Origin of the sequence: Orrella marina (genome assembly GCF_003058465.1) — a bacterium.
In the GTDB taxonomy this organism is placed as follows: Bacteria; Pseudomonadota; Gammaproteobacteria; order Burkholderiales; family Burkholderiaceae_B; genus Algicoccus; species Algicoccus marinus.
Genome location: NZ_CP028901.1, coordinates 1,234,725 through 1,251,068, shown reverse-complemented (window position 1 = coordinate 1,251,068; position 16,344 = coordinate 1,234,725). Strand labels below are relative to the sequence as shown.

The following is a 16,344-nucleotide window of genomic DNA, read 5'->3' as shown; positions in this document are numbered from 1 at the left end:
AAGGGGTCGGGCCACCCCGGCCCGACAACCATGAAAGTTGCTGAAATACTGAATCTGCTCTCGACAACAGTGTTGTTGCTGGACCGCGATGGCGTGGTGTCCCATGCCAACGCGGCTTCCGAAGACTTGTTTGGACGGTCAAGACGTCAGATCGAAGGGCAGATGGCGATTGCGCTCTTTGACGAAGACCTTGCGCTGGCCCAGTCAGTGCATCACGCCTGTGAAGGCTCGCTAGAAGGTATGCGGCAGGTCGTGAAGATGCACCGTAACGGGGTTTCTTCCGAAGTGTCTGTTACCACCATGAGTCTGGTTCATCAGCCCTGGGTGGCAATCATGGAAGTCACCGATCTGGAGCATCGTCTCATCGTGGATCGCACGCAGCGTCTGGCCGACGAAATCGCGGCCCAGCGTGAATTGCTGAGAAATCTTGCCCACGAAGTCAAGAATCCACTTGGTGGGTTGCGTGGTGCGGCGCAGTTGCTTGAATCCGAATTGCCCGACGAGCGTCTGACAGAGTACACACGGGTGATTATTTCCGAGGCTGATCGCCTTCAGGGACTGGTCGATAGACTGACAGCACCTGGCAATACGCCCTTGCATAAAGAACACATCAATATCCACGAGGTGTGCGAGCGGGTGTGTTCACTGGTAGCAGCCGAGTTTCCCGGTATTCATCTGATACGGGATTACGACGCGTCGATGCCCGATGTTTATGCTGATCCGGCCCGTCTGGTGCAGGCGCTTTTGAATGTGGTGCGAAATGCAGCGCAGATTCTTGCCCAGCACCCCGAGGTTCAGGATGCGAGGATTCAGGTCAGAACACGGATTGCCCGGCAGGTCCTGATGCATCGTCGACAGCACCGTCTGGCTGCTCAGATTTCCGTGATCGACAACGGTCCTGGCGTTTCGGATGCGGTGCGGGAACGGATATTCCATCCGCTGGTCACGGACCGGCAGGGGGGCACAGGCCTGGGGTTGAGCCTGGCTCAGGATCTGCTGCAACAGCACGATGGTTTGATCGAATTCGATTCGAGGCCAGGCCGCACAGAATTTAAATTGTTGTTACCACTGGAGCTCTCATGAAACCCGTATGGATCGTAGACGATGATCAAGCCATTCGCTGGGTGCTCGAGAAGGCGCTGACCCGTGCTGGAATCGAGACGGTCAGTTTCTCTAGTGCGCAGGAAGTGCAGACCGCGCTGCATGATGATGTCCCGGCAGCACTTGTGTCAGATATCCGGATGCCAGGTAAGGATGGACTGGCGCTCCTGAAAGACGTCAAGCGGGCTCATCCCGCACTGCCTGTCATCATCATGACCGCGTTTGGTGATCTGGATAGCACCGTCTCGGCGTTCCAGGGAGGTGCTTTTGACTATCTCCCCAAGCCCTTCGATGTAAACGAAGCTGTATCGCTTATCAGCCGGGCCATTCAGGAGTCCAGCCAGGCAGAGCCAGGTGCCCAGGACGCTGGAACAACTGACGGGGCCGGCGAGTCTTCGCCCAAAGCGATGCTGACTCAGTCAGCGTCACCTGCGATGCAGGAGGTGTTTCGGGCCATTGGGCGACTGGCCCAGTCCAACGTCACAGTGTTGATTACGGGTGAGTCGGGCAGTGGTAAAGAATTGGTGGCAAGGGCCTTGCACCAGCATGGTATGCGTTCAAAGGGACCGTTTGTAGCGCTTAATACGGCAGCGATTCCTCGTGATCTGCTTGAGGCCGAATTGTTTGGTCACGAGCGCGGGGCGTTTACCGGAGCCAACACTACCCGTCGTGGCCGTTTTGAAGAGGCCAGTGGCGGCACCTTGTTTCTGGATGAGATCGGGGACATGCCGTTTGAACTGCAGACACGGTTGTTGCGTGTGTTGTCAGATGGTACGTTTTACCGGGTTGGCGGGTCGCAGCCTGTGCGTGCGGACGTTCGCATCGTGGCAGCGACTCACCAGCCCCTGGAAGAGCGTGTGCGTGAAGGCAAGTTCCGGGAAGATCTGTTTCACCGTCTGAACGTGATTCGTCTGCGTCTTCCGCCTTTACGAGAAAGACGTGAAGATATTGAGCAGCTTGCCAGACACTTTCTGGCAGTCAGTGCCAACACGCTGGGTGTGCCAGTGAAGAGGCTCTCGGACGCGGCGCTTGATGCACTCAAACAATTTGATTTTCCGGGGAACGTCAGACAACTGGAAAACTTTTGTCACTGGTTAACAGTGATGGCTCCCGGTCAGACGATTAATCTGGATGATCTGCCACCGGAGATTCACACCCCCAGCATGCTGGTGAGCGATTCCCCTGTTGCAGTTTCAATGGATGCCCAGGCCCCTGTGCCTGAGTCGATGACGCCCGGGCGATGGACTGACCGGCTTGTGCGCGACGCCACTGAGCGCCTGATGAAGGCTGAGCCCGATCTCTGGGGGTCCTTGACCAACGAATTCGAACGGGCAATTCTGCAAGCTGCACTGGATGTCTGCCGAGGTCGCAGGGTTGAGGCAGCGGCGCGCCTGGGGATGGGGCGTAACACGATCACACGCAAACTGCGCGAGCTTGGCATGGATCAATCGTCTCTGGATCAACCGATACAGTCTCCAGGGGCCATTGGTGATCGGGCTGAAGAGCCTGACGATTCACACCGGGCTGCCAGGGAATCGGCGACCGCTGATCATTCCTGATCGTCTCTGATCGTTTCTACCGGTTTGCCGCGAAGGCGTGCTGCCGCACGCTTCTCGGCGAGCACCTCGCGGTGCAAAATATCACTCACATACGAGTTGACCGGGTGATCGTACAGGATGGCAGGCGAAGCCCACTGTTGTAGTTTGCCCTTTGCCATGACGCCGATCTGGTCTGCAAGCGCGAAGGCTTCATCATGATTATGCGTCACGAGCAGCGCAGTGTGGCCTGTCTGTTTGAGGATGTCTCGCAGCTCGAAAGCGAGTCTTTCTCTCGTGTCCACATCAAGATTGGAAAATGGTTCGTCCAGCAACAGGAGTTGCGGTTCGGGGGCGAGCGCTCTGGCCAGAGCCACGCGCTGTTGCTGACCGCCTGACAGTTCATGCGGATAGCGATCTTCGTAGGCCTTGAGTCCAACGAGTTGCAGCATTTCGTCGATCCGGACCTGGCGCTGCTGTCTGGGAAGCTTTCTAAGTCCGAATCCGATATTCTCGCCGACTTTCAAGTGAGGGAAGAGGGCGTAATCCTGAAACATCATGCCGACCTGGCGCTGCTCGGGAGGCAGTACCTGGGTCGGGGATGAGATGACTTCGCCGTTGAGCAAAATCGTTCCCTTCTGTAGCGGTTCAAATCCGGCAATGCTGCGCAGGATCGTGGTTTTACCGCAACCAGACTCGCCTAGCAGGCAACCGATCTCACCTTGCCCGAGTTGAAAGCTGACATCCTGGGCGACAGGGACGAATTGGCCACGGGCGTTGTAGCCGACAGTGATGTGATTGACATCAAGCATAAATCAGGAGGAAAGCAGAGGTTTTGATTGTGTCCGAGCCAGAAGGATAACCGGTATCAGTCCTACCAGTACAATCAGGAGCGCTGCGATCGCGCCTTCCTCGTAGGTTCCACGCGACGCCTCCGCGTAAAGCCAGGTGGCCAGTGTCTCGAAATTCATCGGGCGCAACATCAACGTGGCTGGCAGCTCCTTCATGGTGTCCACAAACACTAGCAAGGCCGCCGAAGCGAGCGCCGGGCGAAGCAGCGGCAAGTGAATCTTCCACAACGTCAAGCTTGGGGGCGTGCCAAGTAGTCGCGATGCTTGCTCGATCGAAGGCGGAATCCGTGATAATCCTGCCTCGATCGAACCGACCGATATGGCAAGAAAGCGGATGGTGTAGGCCACCAGAAGGCCGCCCACAGACCCAAGGAAAACAAGTTCTGTGATCGGATTTCCCAGCAGGGTTGATACCCATTCGATCACGTGATCGACAAACAGCAGAGGGGCGAGCAGACCAATGGCCAGAACCGTTCCGGGAATCGCGTAGCCAAGGCTTGCGGCCTTGGCCAGCCAGTTGACCCAGTTGTGAGTGGTGGCACTTTCTCTTATCCTTCTGGTGGCCCATGCCACGACCAGTCCACACGTCAGCGTCAGTATCGTTGCCACCACCGAAATCGAGATGGTGTTGAAGGTTGCCGCAAGGATCTGGTCGGATACCGCCCCGGCCAGCTCAAAACGCTTGATTGCCTCGTTCAGCAGGTAGCCTGCAGGCATCAGAAAACCGATCGTGACCGGGATCCATCCGAGCATGACTGCGATCCATTTTCCCCAGCCCTTGAGTTGGTAGGGTGCCATGGGCCGCATCCGCTGAACGGTCGAGTAGCGTTGCCTGGCGCGTGCCTGGCGCTCGACCTGGATCAGAAACACGACGATGAGCAACATGGTCAGCGCGATCTGGGCGGCGCCAGCGAGATCGCTGCGCGTGACCCAGGTGGTGTAAACAGCAACCGTCAATGTCTGTACACCGAGAAACTCGGACGCACCGATGTCGTTGAGTGTTTCAAGCAGTGCCAGGCTTACTCCAACGGCAATGGCTGGCCGCGCCAGCGGTAACGCTACGCGAGTGACGACTCCGAACCGTGATTCGCCCAGTGCTCTCGCTGCCTCAATCATGCCGGCGGCCTGGGTCAGGAACATGAAGCGAGTGCTGAGATAGACGTAGGGATAGAGGACAAATCCCAGCAGGATGACGGCACCCGGCAAGGACCGGACATCAGGCAATCGCAGGCCTCTGGGAGAATCAATGCCAAGAATCTCGCGCATGATGGTCTGGATTGGTCCTATCGGGTGCCACAAATCCAGATAGGCAAACGCGATGATGTAAGTCGGTACCGCCAGCGGTAGCAGCAGTGCCCAGCTGAGCCATCGCCGGGTCGGAAACTCGTAGGCAGTAACTAGCCAGGCTGCGCCGGTGCCGAGGCACGTTACCAGAATTCCGACGCCAGTCAGGAGCAAGAGGGTGTTCCAGGTGGCCTGGGGGAGCACTGTCTGAAAGAGGTGGTCCCAGTGATCGAAGTTGCCTTGCAGGGCAGATGTCAGTAGCGACACCACAGGCGCAAAAACCGCGATTGCAATAGTGATTGCAATCACGGTCCAGAGAAAGCCGCCTTCGAAATGACGATTCAGACGGCGGTTCAGACTAGCGCTAAAAGACAATATGGCTTCCTTGTCAGGAACTTCTCCGACGAACCACCACCGGAGAAGTCAGAACAGGAACCGAAGTGTAAACGCAGGCGGTACACCTCAGATCCGTCAGTTCGCCGACTCAATCGTTAAAGCGTACCGTGTCAACCATTTCGCTGGCCTGCTTGCGGTACTTGGCGACTTCTGTCAGTGGCAAGTTGTCCACAACCAGTTCGCCAAACGATTCCACGGTCGGGTTTGTCGGTACACCCGCCTTGACCGGGTACTCGAAGTTGGCGTTTGCATACATCGTCTGAGCATCGTCTGACACCAGAAACTCGAGCAGCTTGATTGCTTCGTCACGATTCGGAGCAGATTGTGCAACGGCTGCACCGGTGATGTTCACAAACGTGCCGCCTGACTTCTGAAAAGTCGGACGGATCACTTCAATCGCGTCACCCCACTGGCGATTGTCGGAACCGGGCTCGGCTGTTTTCATTTGCCCGGCGTAGTACGCATTGGCCACACCCAGGTCGCAGATGCCACCCAGAATGTCGCGTGCAACGTGGCGATCTCCACCTGTTGCCTGGCGAGCCAGGTTGGCTTTAAGGCCACGCAGCCATTGCTCGGTCGCCTCAGCACCGTTGTGCGCGATCATGGCAGCAAACAGGGCCGTATTGTACGGGTGCTGGCCGGAGCGGATGCATACCTTGCCTTTGTATTTCGGGTCAGCGAGTTCCTCGTATGTGATCTCGGTCAAGCCACTGTCCTTGTCTGTATAGACCACCCGGTCACGCAGCGAAAGGGCATACCAGTTGCCGTCGGGACCACGCAGGTTCTCAGGAATGGCGGCGTTGAGAACGTCGGAACTGATCGGTTGTGTGACACCGTTCTCGACCAGGTCAATCAGGTTACCCACGTCTACGGTCATCAGCACGTCGGCAGGGGACTTGTCGCCCTCGGCCTTGACGCGCTCGATTAACCCGTCCTTGACAAACACAGTGTTGACTTTGACACCGCTTTGTTTGGTGTATTCCTCCAGAATCGGCACGATCAACTTGGGTTCACGGGTGGTGTACAGGTTGACTTCCTGTGCGCTGGCTACAGTCGGTGCTGCACTGGCGGTCGCGAGTACCACGGCTGCTGCGCCGAGCAGGACACGCCCTGATTGCTTGAGCGAAACAGGGGGTGAACGGTCAAAATTCACGAATCTCATCAATCAAACTCCGGAATATCGGGTTGTTTTCTGGGTGGAAATGTCAGATAGCCATCCTCTGGAACACCTGGGCGCACTAGCGTGCACGAGGACAAGGGACTAGATCTGTCATGTATTTAAAAAAGCTCTAACGGTATTGCGGAAGGTTTCGCCGGTGGCAAGCATTGCCTGAAATCAAACCGCAAACACCTGAGAGATTTCTATCATTAATGAAATCGAAACCGAAAGATAAACACGAACGATAATAAATCTCAATAAATCAATATTACTACAAAGGACTCAAATTGCGGTTACGCTTAGCCAGTTCGCCTGGATTGCACCTGTTTCTCCTTGGTGCTGTTCGTGAGGGCTGAGGGTGGTTCACTGGTTGCGTGGCCCTGATTGGCCGCCAGCACCGTCTTTGTCACGTTTTGATGGTGTGTATGCATCGATGTTGGCAGAATGACCGGTGAAAGACGCTGGCCGCATCAGTGAGCGCACAAGCAGGACATATTTATGGGGGAAATTGGTTGGGAAATTGTCTGAGTCTATTAAACTCTATGCATCTATAAATGTTCTTGAAGTGGTGTCTTGCCCAGCCCGGTTGAACAACTGACCTGTCAATGTCTGATTCGGGTTGAGTGAGTTGGCACCTGATGAGTAAAACCCTCCGGCGCAATCAGTGACGGAGAATCTGCTGTATGAGGACTGTATGAGTAAGCAAATCATTCACACCGAAAGAGCACCGAGCGCGGTTGGGCCCTATTCTCAGGCCGTTGGTGCACCCCAAGGAAAGACGTTTTATCTCTCTGGTCAGATCGGACTGGAGCCGCAGACGGGCTCTCTGATTGAAGGCAGCTTCCAGGATCAGGTGCGTCAGGCGTTTGACAACATGCAGGCTGTCATCGAGGCTTGCGGGGGAGACCTGAGCCATGTCGTCAAGCTGACCCTGTTTCTGACCGATCTGTCCCGTTTCGGTGAGGTCAATAGCATCATGGCCGAAGTGTTTTCCGAGCCATACCCTGCTCGCTCCACGGTTGGGGTCTCGAGCCTGCCAAAGGGGGCTGAGTTCGAAGTTGAAGCGATTGTTGTCGTGTAATGAATGAACGCGTGGAATGACCGCGTGGAATGAACGCGTGCGGTCGACGCGAAACTGTTGTTTGATCGCGCGTCAAGCCTTGTTCACAACATAGATCAATCAAGGTACAGGCATCCAGCCATGACCCAGTCAGGTGTTTCCTCTCAGTCCGTACTCGAGCGACTTGGACTGTCAACACCCATGGATCTCGTGTTGCACTTTCCGCTTCGCTATGAGGACGAAACCCGGTTAGCGAGCCTGGCGCAAGCTCGTCCGGGTCGTAGCCTCAATGCAGAAGGTGAAGTGGTCAGCGCGCACGTGGTGACTCGACCCAGACGTCAGCTCGTGGCGCAACTGCGTGATGATACTGGGGAAATACAACTGCGCTGGCTGCATTTCTATCCCAGCCAGCTCCAGCAGATGCAGCCCGGAAAACGCTGGCGGGTCAGGGGAGAGGTACGATCCGGGTTCAACGGGATCCTCGAGCTGGTTCACCCCAAGGTCTCTCAGGCCAGTGCGCCTTTGCCGCAGCGTCTGACACCAGTTTATTCATCCAGCGAGGGGCTGGCCCAGAAAAGCATCATGCGGGCGATCGAGTCAGCGTGCGCCCAGCTGCAACTCACGGATACGCTGCCTGAACCGGTTCTTGCCGAGCTCGGTCTGATGAGTTTTGAGGATGCCATCCGGACATTGCACTGGCCCAGACCGCAAGAGGATATTCATGCTCTCGAGTTGCGCACACACCCGGCGTGGGTTCGGGTCAAATTCGACGAACTGCTCGCCCAGCAGCTTAGTCTGGCCAACGCGCGCGCGTCCCGGCAGTTGCGTCGCGCTACACCGTTGCCACCTGTCCCGGCCAGCAAGTCTGAAGCACCTTCTCTCACCGAGGCGCTACTGGCGCATTTGCCGTTTGAGCTGACCGGTAGCCAGACACGATGCCTGCAGGAGATTTATGCCGATCTGCTCAAGCCACATCCAATGCATCGTTTGCTTCAGGGTGACGTAGGTAGTGGCAAGACGATTGTGGCGATGCTTGCGGCTTTGCGTGCGGTCGAGAACGGTCAACAGGCAGCGGTCATGGCACCCACCGAAATTCTGGCCGGGCAGCACTATCTCAAGTTTGACGCCTGGTCCAAAGCGCTCGGTTTGCGTTGTGTCTGGCTGTGCGCAGGATTGGGGGCAAAGGTCAAGCGCCAGGCTCTGGCCGATATTGAGTCTGGCCAGGCGCATCTGATTGTTGGCACGCAAGCATTGATTCAGGACGGTGTCGTGTTTCACAATCTCGGACTGGCAATTGTGGATGAACAGCACAGGTTTGGCGTGTCGCAAAGACTGGCGCTGAGCAGAAAGTCCGATCACGATCTGTTGCCTCATCAGCTGACCATGAGTGCCACGCCGATTCCGCGTACGCTTGCCATGACATTTTTTGCTGATCTGGATGTATCAGTGATCGATGAGCGCCCGCCGGGGCGCAAACCTGTCAAGACCAAGCTGGTGAGCGCCGGGCGTCGCGACGAAGTGATTGCCTCGATCGGTCACGCAGTACGTGACGGAGGGCAGGCATACTGGGTTTGTCCGCTGGTTGAGGAAAGCGAGGCTCTGGAATTGCAGACCGCAACCCAGACCTATGAAACGCTGGCGTCGATGCTGCCAGACCTGCGAGTTGGTATGGTGCACGGAAGATTGCACCCCAATGAAAAAAGTCAGGTCATGCAGAATTTTTCCGCCGGCGAAATTGATCTGCTGGTGGCCACTACCGTGATCGAGGTGGGCGTGGATGTGCCCAACGCGGCGCTCATGGTAATCGAGCACGCCGAACGTTTCGGGCTCGCGCAGTTGCATCAGTTGCGTGGCAGGGTTGGGCGCGGTAGTGAACAGTCGGTTTGCATCCTGCTTTACGAACAGCCACTGTCCCAGCAGGCCCAGGTGCGGCTGCGAGCCATGTACGAAACAGAGGACGGGTTTGAAATAGCAAGACGGGACCTGCAGTTGCGCGGACCGGGAGAGATTCTGGGCTCCAGGCAATCCGGACTGGCATTGCTACGGTTCGCCGATTATGAGGCCGATGCGCTGTGGGTCGAGAAAGCCCGGGATCTTGCTGCGCATCTTCGTGAGACTTATCCCGAGATCGCTCAGGCGCATCTTGATCGCTGGTTGCAGGGGCGACAGGAGTTTCTCAACGGGTGAAGCAGTGCCGATAGAAAGGCAGAGCGAAATGACGAAAGAGCTGACGACAGTTGGAAGAACGCAGCGGTTGTTGCAGTGGTCCAAGACTGGGTCCAGTCCGCAGGAATGAGCGGGAGTATCAGGTTATGACGTTGACAGAATTGAAGTACATCGTGGCGGTGGCTCGGGAGAAGCACTTCGGGCGTGCAGCAGAGAGCTGTTTTGTGAGCCAGCCGACATTGTCGGTTGCTATCCGCAAGCTTGAGGACGAACTCGGGGTCACGTTATTTGAACGTGGTGGCTCGGAGGTGAGCACCACGTCGATTGGCGAACGGATTGTGGCGCAGGCGCACAAGGTTTTGCAGGAAAGTGCAACGATCAAGGAAATCGCCAGGCTCGGTCATGATCCGCTGGCTGGTCCATTGAGAGTGGGCGTGATTTACACCATCGGCCCTTATCTATTGCCCAAGCTGATTCCGGTTCAGGTGCAAAGAACGCCTCAAATGCCTTTGATTCTGCAAGAGAACTTCACCGCCCGCCTGGTCGAACTACTGCGCCAGGGCGAACTCGACTGTGCCATCATGGCGCTGCCGCTGCCCGACGCGGGACTCGTTACCATGCCACTGTATGACGAGCCTTTTGTGGTGGCCATGCCGGCATCGCATCCTTGGGCCAGTCGAGAATCGATCTCTGCAGAGGATCTCAAGCAGGAGAACATGCTGCTATTAGGCAGTGGCCATTGCTTCCGGGATCAGGTCCTGGGTGTGTGCCCCGAGCTGTCACGTTACTCGGATACGACAGAGGGCATGCAGCGCACGTTTGAGGGTTCTTCGCTCGAAACAATTCGTCACATGGTGGCAGCCGGAATTGGTCTGACGGTCATGCCGGTCACTGCACTCTCGACGACAGACGTCAACGAGTCTGCACTCATTCGGTACGTGCCGTTTGAAGAGCCTGTGCCGGATCGACGTATTGTGCTGGCCTGGCGCAAGACTTTCACCCGGTATGCGGCAGTAGAGGCGCTCGCTCAGGCGGTCCAGGCGTCAGATCTGCGAGGAGTCAGAATGATCGAGGCAGACTCCCCGGTGCGGGCCATTGTCGATGCGACGTGAGTCCGGGTATGTTTGGCAAGGGGATGTCAGGAGGCCGCGCTTGATGGCGGACCAGATTTTGGTGATCGGGTGTTTGAGGGACGTGAGAGACGGTTTTTTCAGGCGTACTCGTGTTTGACTAATTGTGATCGCAAGCCCCTGACTTTAGTCATGGGGTGGTTCAGAATGTCGACACGTCAGCGGCTGTCGTCAAAAGCCGGCGCAGTCTGATTCGAATGTCAAATTCAGTCTGAATTGCATTCGATCTGTATGCGACTGTCAGCACAGAATTCACATTGCCGAGTCGCTACCGTCTGGCTCGTGGTGTTATGCTGAGAAGGGTATCTCAGCTTTTATAAAAGGGAGTTTTTATGGGTAAAAAATCGAATTCAACCGCCAGTGCTCCGAATATCAACATCGGGATTTCCGATAAGGACCGAGCATCGGTCGCCAAGGAACTGTCCAAGCTGCTGGCAGACTCTTATACGCTTTACCTGATGACGCATAACTTTCACTGGAACGTTACGGGTCCCATGTTCAATGCCCTGCACCAGATGTTCATGACGCAGTACACCGAAGAGTGGACGGCGCTTGATGACATCGCGGAACGGATCCGTGCACTCGGACACTACGCTCCCGGCACCTATGCTGAATACTCCAAGCTGACCTCGATTTCCGAGCCGACCTCGGTGCCCGATGCTGCTGCAATGATTCAGATGCTGGTTGAAGGCAATGAGGCCGTCGCCAAGACAGCGCGTGCTGCATTTGACAAGGCGGATGCTGCTAACGATCAGCCTACTGCAGACCTGCTGACCCAGCGTCTGGACATTCATGAGAAGAATGCCTGGATGCTTCGCTCAATGTTGCAGTGATGGAAGTAATGGGTTCTTCTGCCGTTATGCACCGGCTCGGGCTCTATGCCCGGCTGGTTCGGATAGACAAGCCGATCGGCACACTCCTGCTGCTGTGGCCCACTTTGTGGGCGCTCTGGATGGCAAGCGAGGGTGTGCCCTCATTGCATTTTCTGGTGATCTTTGTTGCCGGAACCTTCTTGATGCGTTCGGCCGGTTGTGCGATCAATGATTACTTTGACCGGGACTTCGATCTGCATGTGGAACGCACGCAGCACAGGGTCCTGACAACAGGCCAGATCAAGCCGAAAGAAGCGCTTTACGTCGCTGCAGGTCTGGCGTTGTGTGCGTTCGCACTGGTGCTTACGCTTAATGCCTTGACGATTGCTCTGTCATTCCTGGCATTGTTCATTGCGGCCACCTATCCGCTCATGAAGCGTATTTTCGGGGTGCCTCAAGCTTACCTGGGTATTGCCTTTGGGTTCGGCATGCCGATGGCGTTTGCAGCAGTCAACGCAGAAGTTCCAGCCATTGCCTGGATCATGCTGGTGGCGAACCTTTTCTGGGCAGTTGCCTACGACACCGAGTATGCCATGGTAGACAAGGAAGATGACATTCGTCTGGGCCTGAAGACTGCAGCCATCACCTTTGGCAGATTTGATGTGCTGTTCATTGGTGTGTGCTATGCAATGACACTGGCACTCATGGGCTGGGTTGGTGTGTTGTTGTCCTACGGATGGCCGTTCGTGCTCGGTCTTGTGACGGCTGGGGCAATTGCGTGCGTGCATCTTTACTGGATCCGTGGTCGGGATCGGGCGGCTTGCTTCAGGGCCTTCCGGCACAATAACTGGTTCGGCGCTGCCTTGTTTGCAGGGGTTGCGCTGGAGTATCTCAACGTCTGAACCAGTGGTTCAGTGCTAGCCAGTCATTCGTATGACCGGTTTTTTTGCGAAAGATCATGGTTGAATTTCCTCGAATTGCGTTTGTTGGTGGCGGTAACATGGCTGGAGCCTTGATTGAGGGGTTGCTGGCAAGAGGTTGCCCGCCTTCAAGACTGGTGGTGCTGGATGTGCACGAACCGACACGCCAGAAGTGGCAGGCTCGCGGCCTGGAAGTGCTGGAAGGGCCGGATTCGAGCCTGACCGGGTGCGATGTCTGGCTGCTTGCCGTCAAGCCACAGCAACTCAAGGAAGTTGCGCAGGCTGCCAGACCCTGCCTGGGGTCGGATACGCTCGTGGTGAGTATTGCCGCTGGCATTGCACTGTCGAGTCTGTGTGCCTGGTTCGGAACGGCGGATCACCCGTGGGCAAGTGTGATTCGTGCCATGCCTAACACACCAGCCCTGGTAGGGCAGGGCGTGACCGGTCTTGCTGCCGCTTCAGGTGTGACCGACGATCAGCGTCAATTGGCGACACAGATCCTGTCCACCGTGGGCGAGGTGGTCTGGGTGGACAGTGACGATCAGATTGATGCCGTGACCGCTTTGTCAGGAAGTGGACCGGCCTATGTTTTTCGGTTTATCGAGGGGATGGTTGCTGGCGGACAAAAGCTTGGATTGAGTGCTCAGCAGTCGCAGTCTCTGGCCATTGCGACAGTGGCCGGGGCGGCACGCCTGGCTGCCCAGTCAGGTGATCCTGTCGAGACCTTGCGTGAGAAAGTCACGTCCAAAGGCGGGACGACTGCCGCCGCCCTGGATGTCATGCAGCAGCGACAGTTTCTTGAAACGCTGGTTGCTGCCATGCAGGCAGCACACCAGCGAGCAGGGGAGTTGTCTGCCGAATTCGGACGCACCGAGATTGGACGTGCCGAAGGCTGATGTGCTTTTGCGGCAAGTGATTGTCTAGCGTCTGATCCCTGGTGGCCAGTCAGATCAGATTGCCCGTTCCGACCGGTCGCTTGTGCGGACCGATACCCGGTGTGCATACCTCTCTATGCCAGTGGCGACATCTGCTTGGTATGTGGGTCGCCACACGTTACAGTTACGTTCGGATTCTGTGGCGCCGATTCAATCGGAACGCGGCGACACCAGCGTTTGCATAGTCATCGAAACAAAAATTGGAGATTCATTAGAAATGAGCCAGCCATTGCGTATTGCAGTACTACCCGGGGACGGTATTGGCAAGGAAGTCATGCCGGAAGGACTGAAGATTCTGGAGAAAGCGGCCAGTCAGTTCAATCTCAAGCTGAGCTTCGAGCATCACGACTGGGCGAGTTGCGATTACTACGCGGAACATGGTCAGATGATGCCAGATGACTGGAAGGCACGAATCCAGGACTGCCAGGCTCTGTATTTTGGGGCTGTCGGCTGGCCCGACACCGTGCCTGATCACGTCTCACTCTGGGGTTCTTTGCTGAAGTTCCGGAGAGAGTTTGACCAATACATCAATTTGCGTCCGGTACGCCTGTTTGATGGCGTGCCTTGCCCGCTTGCTGGCAGAAAGGCGGGTGACATCGATTTTCTGGTCGTGCGCGAGAACACCGAAGGTGAGTACACATCACTCGGTGGAACCATGTTTGCCGGAACTGAACGAGAGATTGTGATTCAGGAGTCAGTGTTCAGTCGTATCGGAACCGATCGCGTGCTGAAGTATGCGTTTGAAGTTGCAAAGCAACGGGCGCGCAAGCATCTGACCATTGCCACCAAATCCAATGGCATCGCAATCAGCATGCCTTACTGGGATGGTCGCGCCGAGGAGATGGGCAAGAACTATCCTGAGGTCACGACAGACAAGCAGCATATCGATATCCTCTCTGCGCGCTTTGTTCTTCAGCCTGATCGCTTTGATGTGGTAGTGGCGTCAAACTTGTTTGGAGACATCCTGTCCGATCTGGGCCCCGCTTGCACTGGGACAATCGGTCTGGCACCGTCCGGTAATCTGAATCCCGATCGTCTGTTCCCGTCACTATTTGAGCCGGTCCATGGTTCTGCCCCGGATATCTATGGCAAGAGTGTAGCCAACCCGATTGCAATGATCTGGTCAGGCGCGATGATGCTCGAGTTTCTGGGTCGAGGCCTGCCGCAAGGTGAGCAGGAATCATATTTAAAGGCACATGATGCCATCGTTAAAGCCATCGAAACCGTTCTGGCTAGCGGCCCTCGCACACCGGATCTTGGTGGCGATGCAAGTACACAGCAACTTGGTGATGCCATTGCTGCGTTGATCTGATCTGAATCTGCCTGTCATGCGGGCAGGCATGATGTGTTAACCGTCATAGATTGCCTGCATGATTGCTGCAGAAAGAATATTCTGTAAAAGAAGCGTTCTGTAAAAGAAGCGTTCTGTAAAAGAAAAGAACCAATCACGGAGACTGAAGGATACATATGACTCAGACATCGCAGGATTTGCCCAGACATCATTCCTTTGATAACCAGTTCAAGGCGCGCCTGTTGGCGGGTGAGGCCCAAATCGGACTCTGGCTCTCGATTCCCAGTGCCTTCACTGCTGAAATCTGCGCCACGGCCGGCTTCGACTGGTTATTGCTCGATGGGGAACATACGCCCAATGATCTGCAGACCACCTTGTCGCAGTTGCAGGCAATCGGAGCCTATCCACAAACGCAGGCGATCTCACGGCCGCCGATCGGCGATTCGGTCATCATCAAGCAATTGCTGGATATTGGTGTTCAGACGCTTCTCGTTCCCATGGTTGATACTGCCGATCAGGCAGCTGAACTGGTACGTGCCACTCGCTATCCCCCGCATGGTATACGAGGTGTCGGATACGGGACCGCAAGGGTGTCGCGCTGGGATTTGAGAACGGATTATACGAAGCTCGCCAACGATGAGGTCTGTCTGCTTGTTCAGGCTGAAACGCAGACTGCAATGGACAATCTTGATTCGATTTGCGCGGTCGATGGGGTAGACGGTGTGTTTCTCGGACCCTCGGATCTCGCAGCCGCCTATGGGCATCTAGGTAACCCTTCACATCCTGATGTGCAGGCTGTGATCGAGAATGGCATTGCGACTATCCTCAAGCATGGCAAGGCGCCGGGTATCCTGACGCCTGATGAAACGCTTGCCAGGCATTATCTGTCGCTGGGTGCCAAGTTTGTGGCGGTCGGGCTAGAAGCCAGGGTGCTGGCACGAGGGGTTCGGGAGTTACGGCAGCGGTTCACGTCGGTCTGACCTTGTTGAAAGGGGCTCGATAACAAGGGTTCCATAACCGGTCTTTGAGTGTGGTGAACGAGGGCGAGTGTACTGTCTGGGGTTGGCCACAGGTTGTCTGGTCGGCAGGCGCAACGTTCAATCGCGATTGCATTTTCGAATGAGTGACTTGGAAACATCAACTGAGAAGTCTCTGCGTACCCCGATTGTTTCAATTATCGTCGCCCTGCTCCTGGGGGCTGGCGCAGGGTACTTCTGGGTCTTGCCAGCCTTGCAACAATCACGTTCAGACTGGATTGCCCCGTCGACTGATCAGGCTCGCATGCAGGGGAAGATTCTCTATGAGCAGTACTGTGCAAGCTGCCATGGCGTGAATCTGGAAGGCCAGCCTCGCTGGCGTGATCGCATGTCCAATGGTCGTCTGCCGGCCCCACCTCACGATGTAACCGGACATACGTGGCACCATCCGGATGCTGAGTTGCGCAGTCTGATACGAGATGGTCTGGTGCCTGGCATAACAGCGCCACCCGGGTATGAGAGCGATATGCCTGCCTATGGTGAAATTCTGACCGATGAACAGATTGATCTGATTCTGGCCTACATCAAAGGCTTCTGGCCCGAACAAGCGCTTGATGCCCAGCGGGAGATCACTATCAGCTCACAAGAACGCCGTCACTCCGCGGGACACTGAGCGGATTTTCGTTCTGTATAAAGCATGTGCGACTGCTTTCCAGCCGAAGGACGA

At 56.1% G+C, this 16,344-nt stretch carries 14 protein-coding genes; 11 read left to right on the top strand and 3 right to left on the bottom strand.

Going from position 1 to position 16,344, the window contains the following annotated elements:
* Positions 1-30: 30 nt before the first annotated feature.
* Both glnL and ntrC read left to right on the top strand, forming a co-directional pair.
* Entirely contained in the window at positions 31-1,083 is a 1,053-nt protein-coding gene (gene glnL / locus DBV39_RS05555; protein WP_108620689.1) for a nitrogen regulation protein NR(II), read from the top strand.
* Entirely contained in the window at positions 1,080-2,660 is a 1,581-nt protein-coding gene (ntrC, locus tag DBV39_RS05550; RefSeq protein WP_108620688.1) for a nitrogen regulation protein NR(I), read from the top strand. Before glnL ends, ntrC begins: the two co-directional genes overlap by 4 nt.
* Here the strand turns inward: ntrC and DBV39_RS05545 are convergent.
* The 3 genes from DBV39_RS05545 to DBV39_RS05535 all read right to left on the bottom strand — a co-directional run bounded on the left by DBV39_RS05545 (position 2,651) and on the right by DBV39_RS05535 (position 6,329).
* A complete protein-coding gene (locus DBV39_RS05545; protein ID WP_108620687.1) occupies positions 2,651-3,448 on the bottom strand; it encodes an ABC transporter ATP-binding protein in 798 nt (265 codons plus the stop codon). The two genes, ntrC and DBV39_RS05545, sit on opposite strands and share 10 nt — an antisense overlap.
* Positions 3,449-3,451: 3 nt before the next feature.
* Complete coding sequence (locus DBV39_RS05540; protein WP_108620686.1) at positions 3,452-5,146, bottom strand: ABC transporter permease; 1,695 nt, start codon at positions 5,144-5,146, stop codon at positions 3,452-3,454.
* Between the two features lie 109 nt (positions 5,147-5,255).
* Entirely contained in the window at positions 5,256-6,329 is a 1,074-nt protein-coding gene (locus tag DBV39_RS05535; protein ID WP_108620685.1) for an extracellular solute-binding protein, read from the bottom strand.
* Between the two features lie 691 nt (positions 6,330-7,020).
* Here DBV39_RS05535 and DBV39_RS05530 point away from each other — a divergent pair.
* The 9 genes from DBV39_RS05530 (at position 7,021) to DBV39_RS05490 (ending at position 16,290) form a co-directional block, all read left to right on the top strand.
* A complete protein-coding gene (locus DBV39_RS05530; protein WP_108620684.1) occupies positions 7,021-7,407 on the top strand; it encodes a RidA family protein in 387 nt (128 codons plus the stop codon).
* A 120-nt stretch (positions 7,408-7,527) separates the two neighbouring features.
* A complete protein-coding gene (gene recG, locus DBV39_RS05525) occupies positions 7,528-9,573 on the top strand; it encodes an ATP-dependent DNA helicase RecG (RefSeq protein WP_108620683.1) in 2,046 nt (681 codons plus the stop codon).
* Positions 9,574-9,698: 125 nt separating this feature from the next.
* Positions 9,699-10,664, top strand: a complete 966-nt coding sequence (locus DBV39_RS05520) for a LysR substrate-binding domain-containing protein (RefSeq protein WP_108620682.1) — start codon at positions 9,699-9,701, stop codon at positions 10,662-10,664.
* A gap of 350 nt (positions 10,665-11,014) precedes the next feature.
* Entirely contained in the window at positions 11,015-11,515 is a 501-nt protein-coding gene (locus DBV39_RS05515) for a Dps family protein (RefSeq protein ID WP_108620681.1), read from the top strand.
* A gap of 8 nt (positions 11,516-11,523) precedes the next feature.
* Entirely contained in the window at positions 11,524-12,396 is an 873-nt protein-coding gene (ubiA, locus tag DBV39_RS05510; protein WP_227870830.1) for a 4-hydroxybenzoate octaprenyltransferase, read from the top strand.
* A 56-nt stretch (positions 12,397-12,452) separates the two neighbouring features.
* Positions 12,453-13,310, top strand: a complete 858-nt coding sequence (gene proC, locus DBV39_RS05505; RefSeq protein ID WP_108620680.1) for a pyrroline-5-carboxylate reductase — start codon at positions 12,453-12,455, stop codon at positions 13,308-13,310.
* A 256-nt stretch (positions 13,311-13,566) separates the two neighbouring features.
* Positions 13,567-14,661 carry a tartrate dehydrogenase gene (locus DBV39_RS05500; protein WP_108620679.1) on the top strand — a complete coding sequence of 365 codons (1,095 nt, stop codon included), beginning with the start codon at positions 13,567-13,569 and terminating at the stop codon, positions 14,659-14,661.
* Positions 14,662-14,816: 155 nt separating this feature from the next.
* Positions 14,817-15,620, top strand: coding sequence for an aldolase/citrate lyase family protein (locus DBV39_RS05495; RefSeq protein WP_108620678.1), 804 nt, complete (start codon positions 14,817-14,819; stop codon positions 15,618-15,620).
* Between the two features lie 139 nt (positions 15,621-15,759).
* Positions 15,760-16,290: a c-type cytochrome gene (locus DBV39_RS05490; RefSeq protein ID WP_159078822.1), complete on the top strand. Its 531-nt coding sequence runs from the start codon at positions 15,760-15,762 to the stop codon at positions 16,288-16,290.
* Positions 16,291-16,344 lie beyond the last annotated feature (54 nt).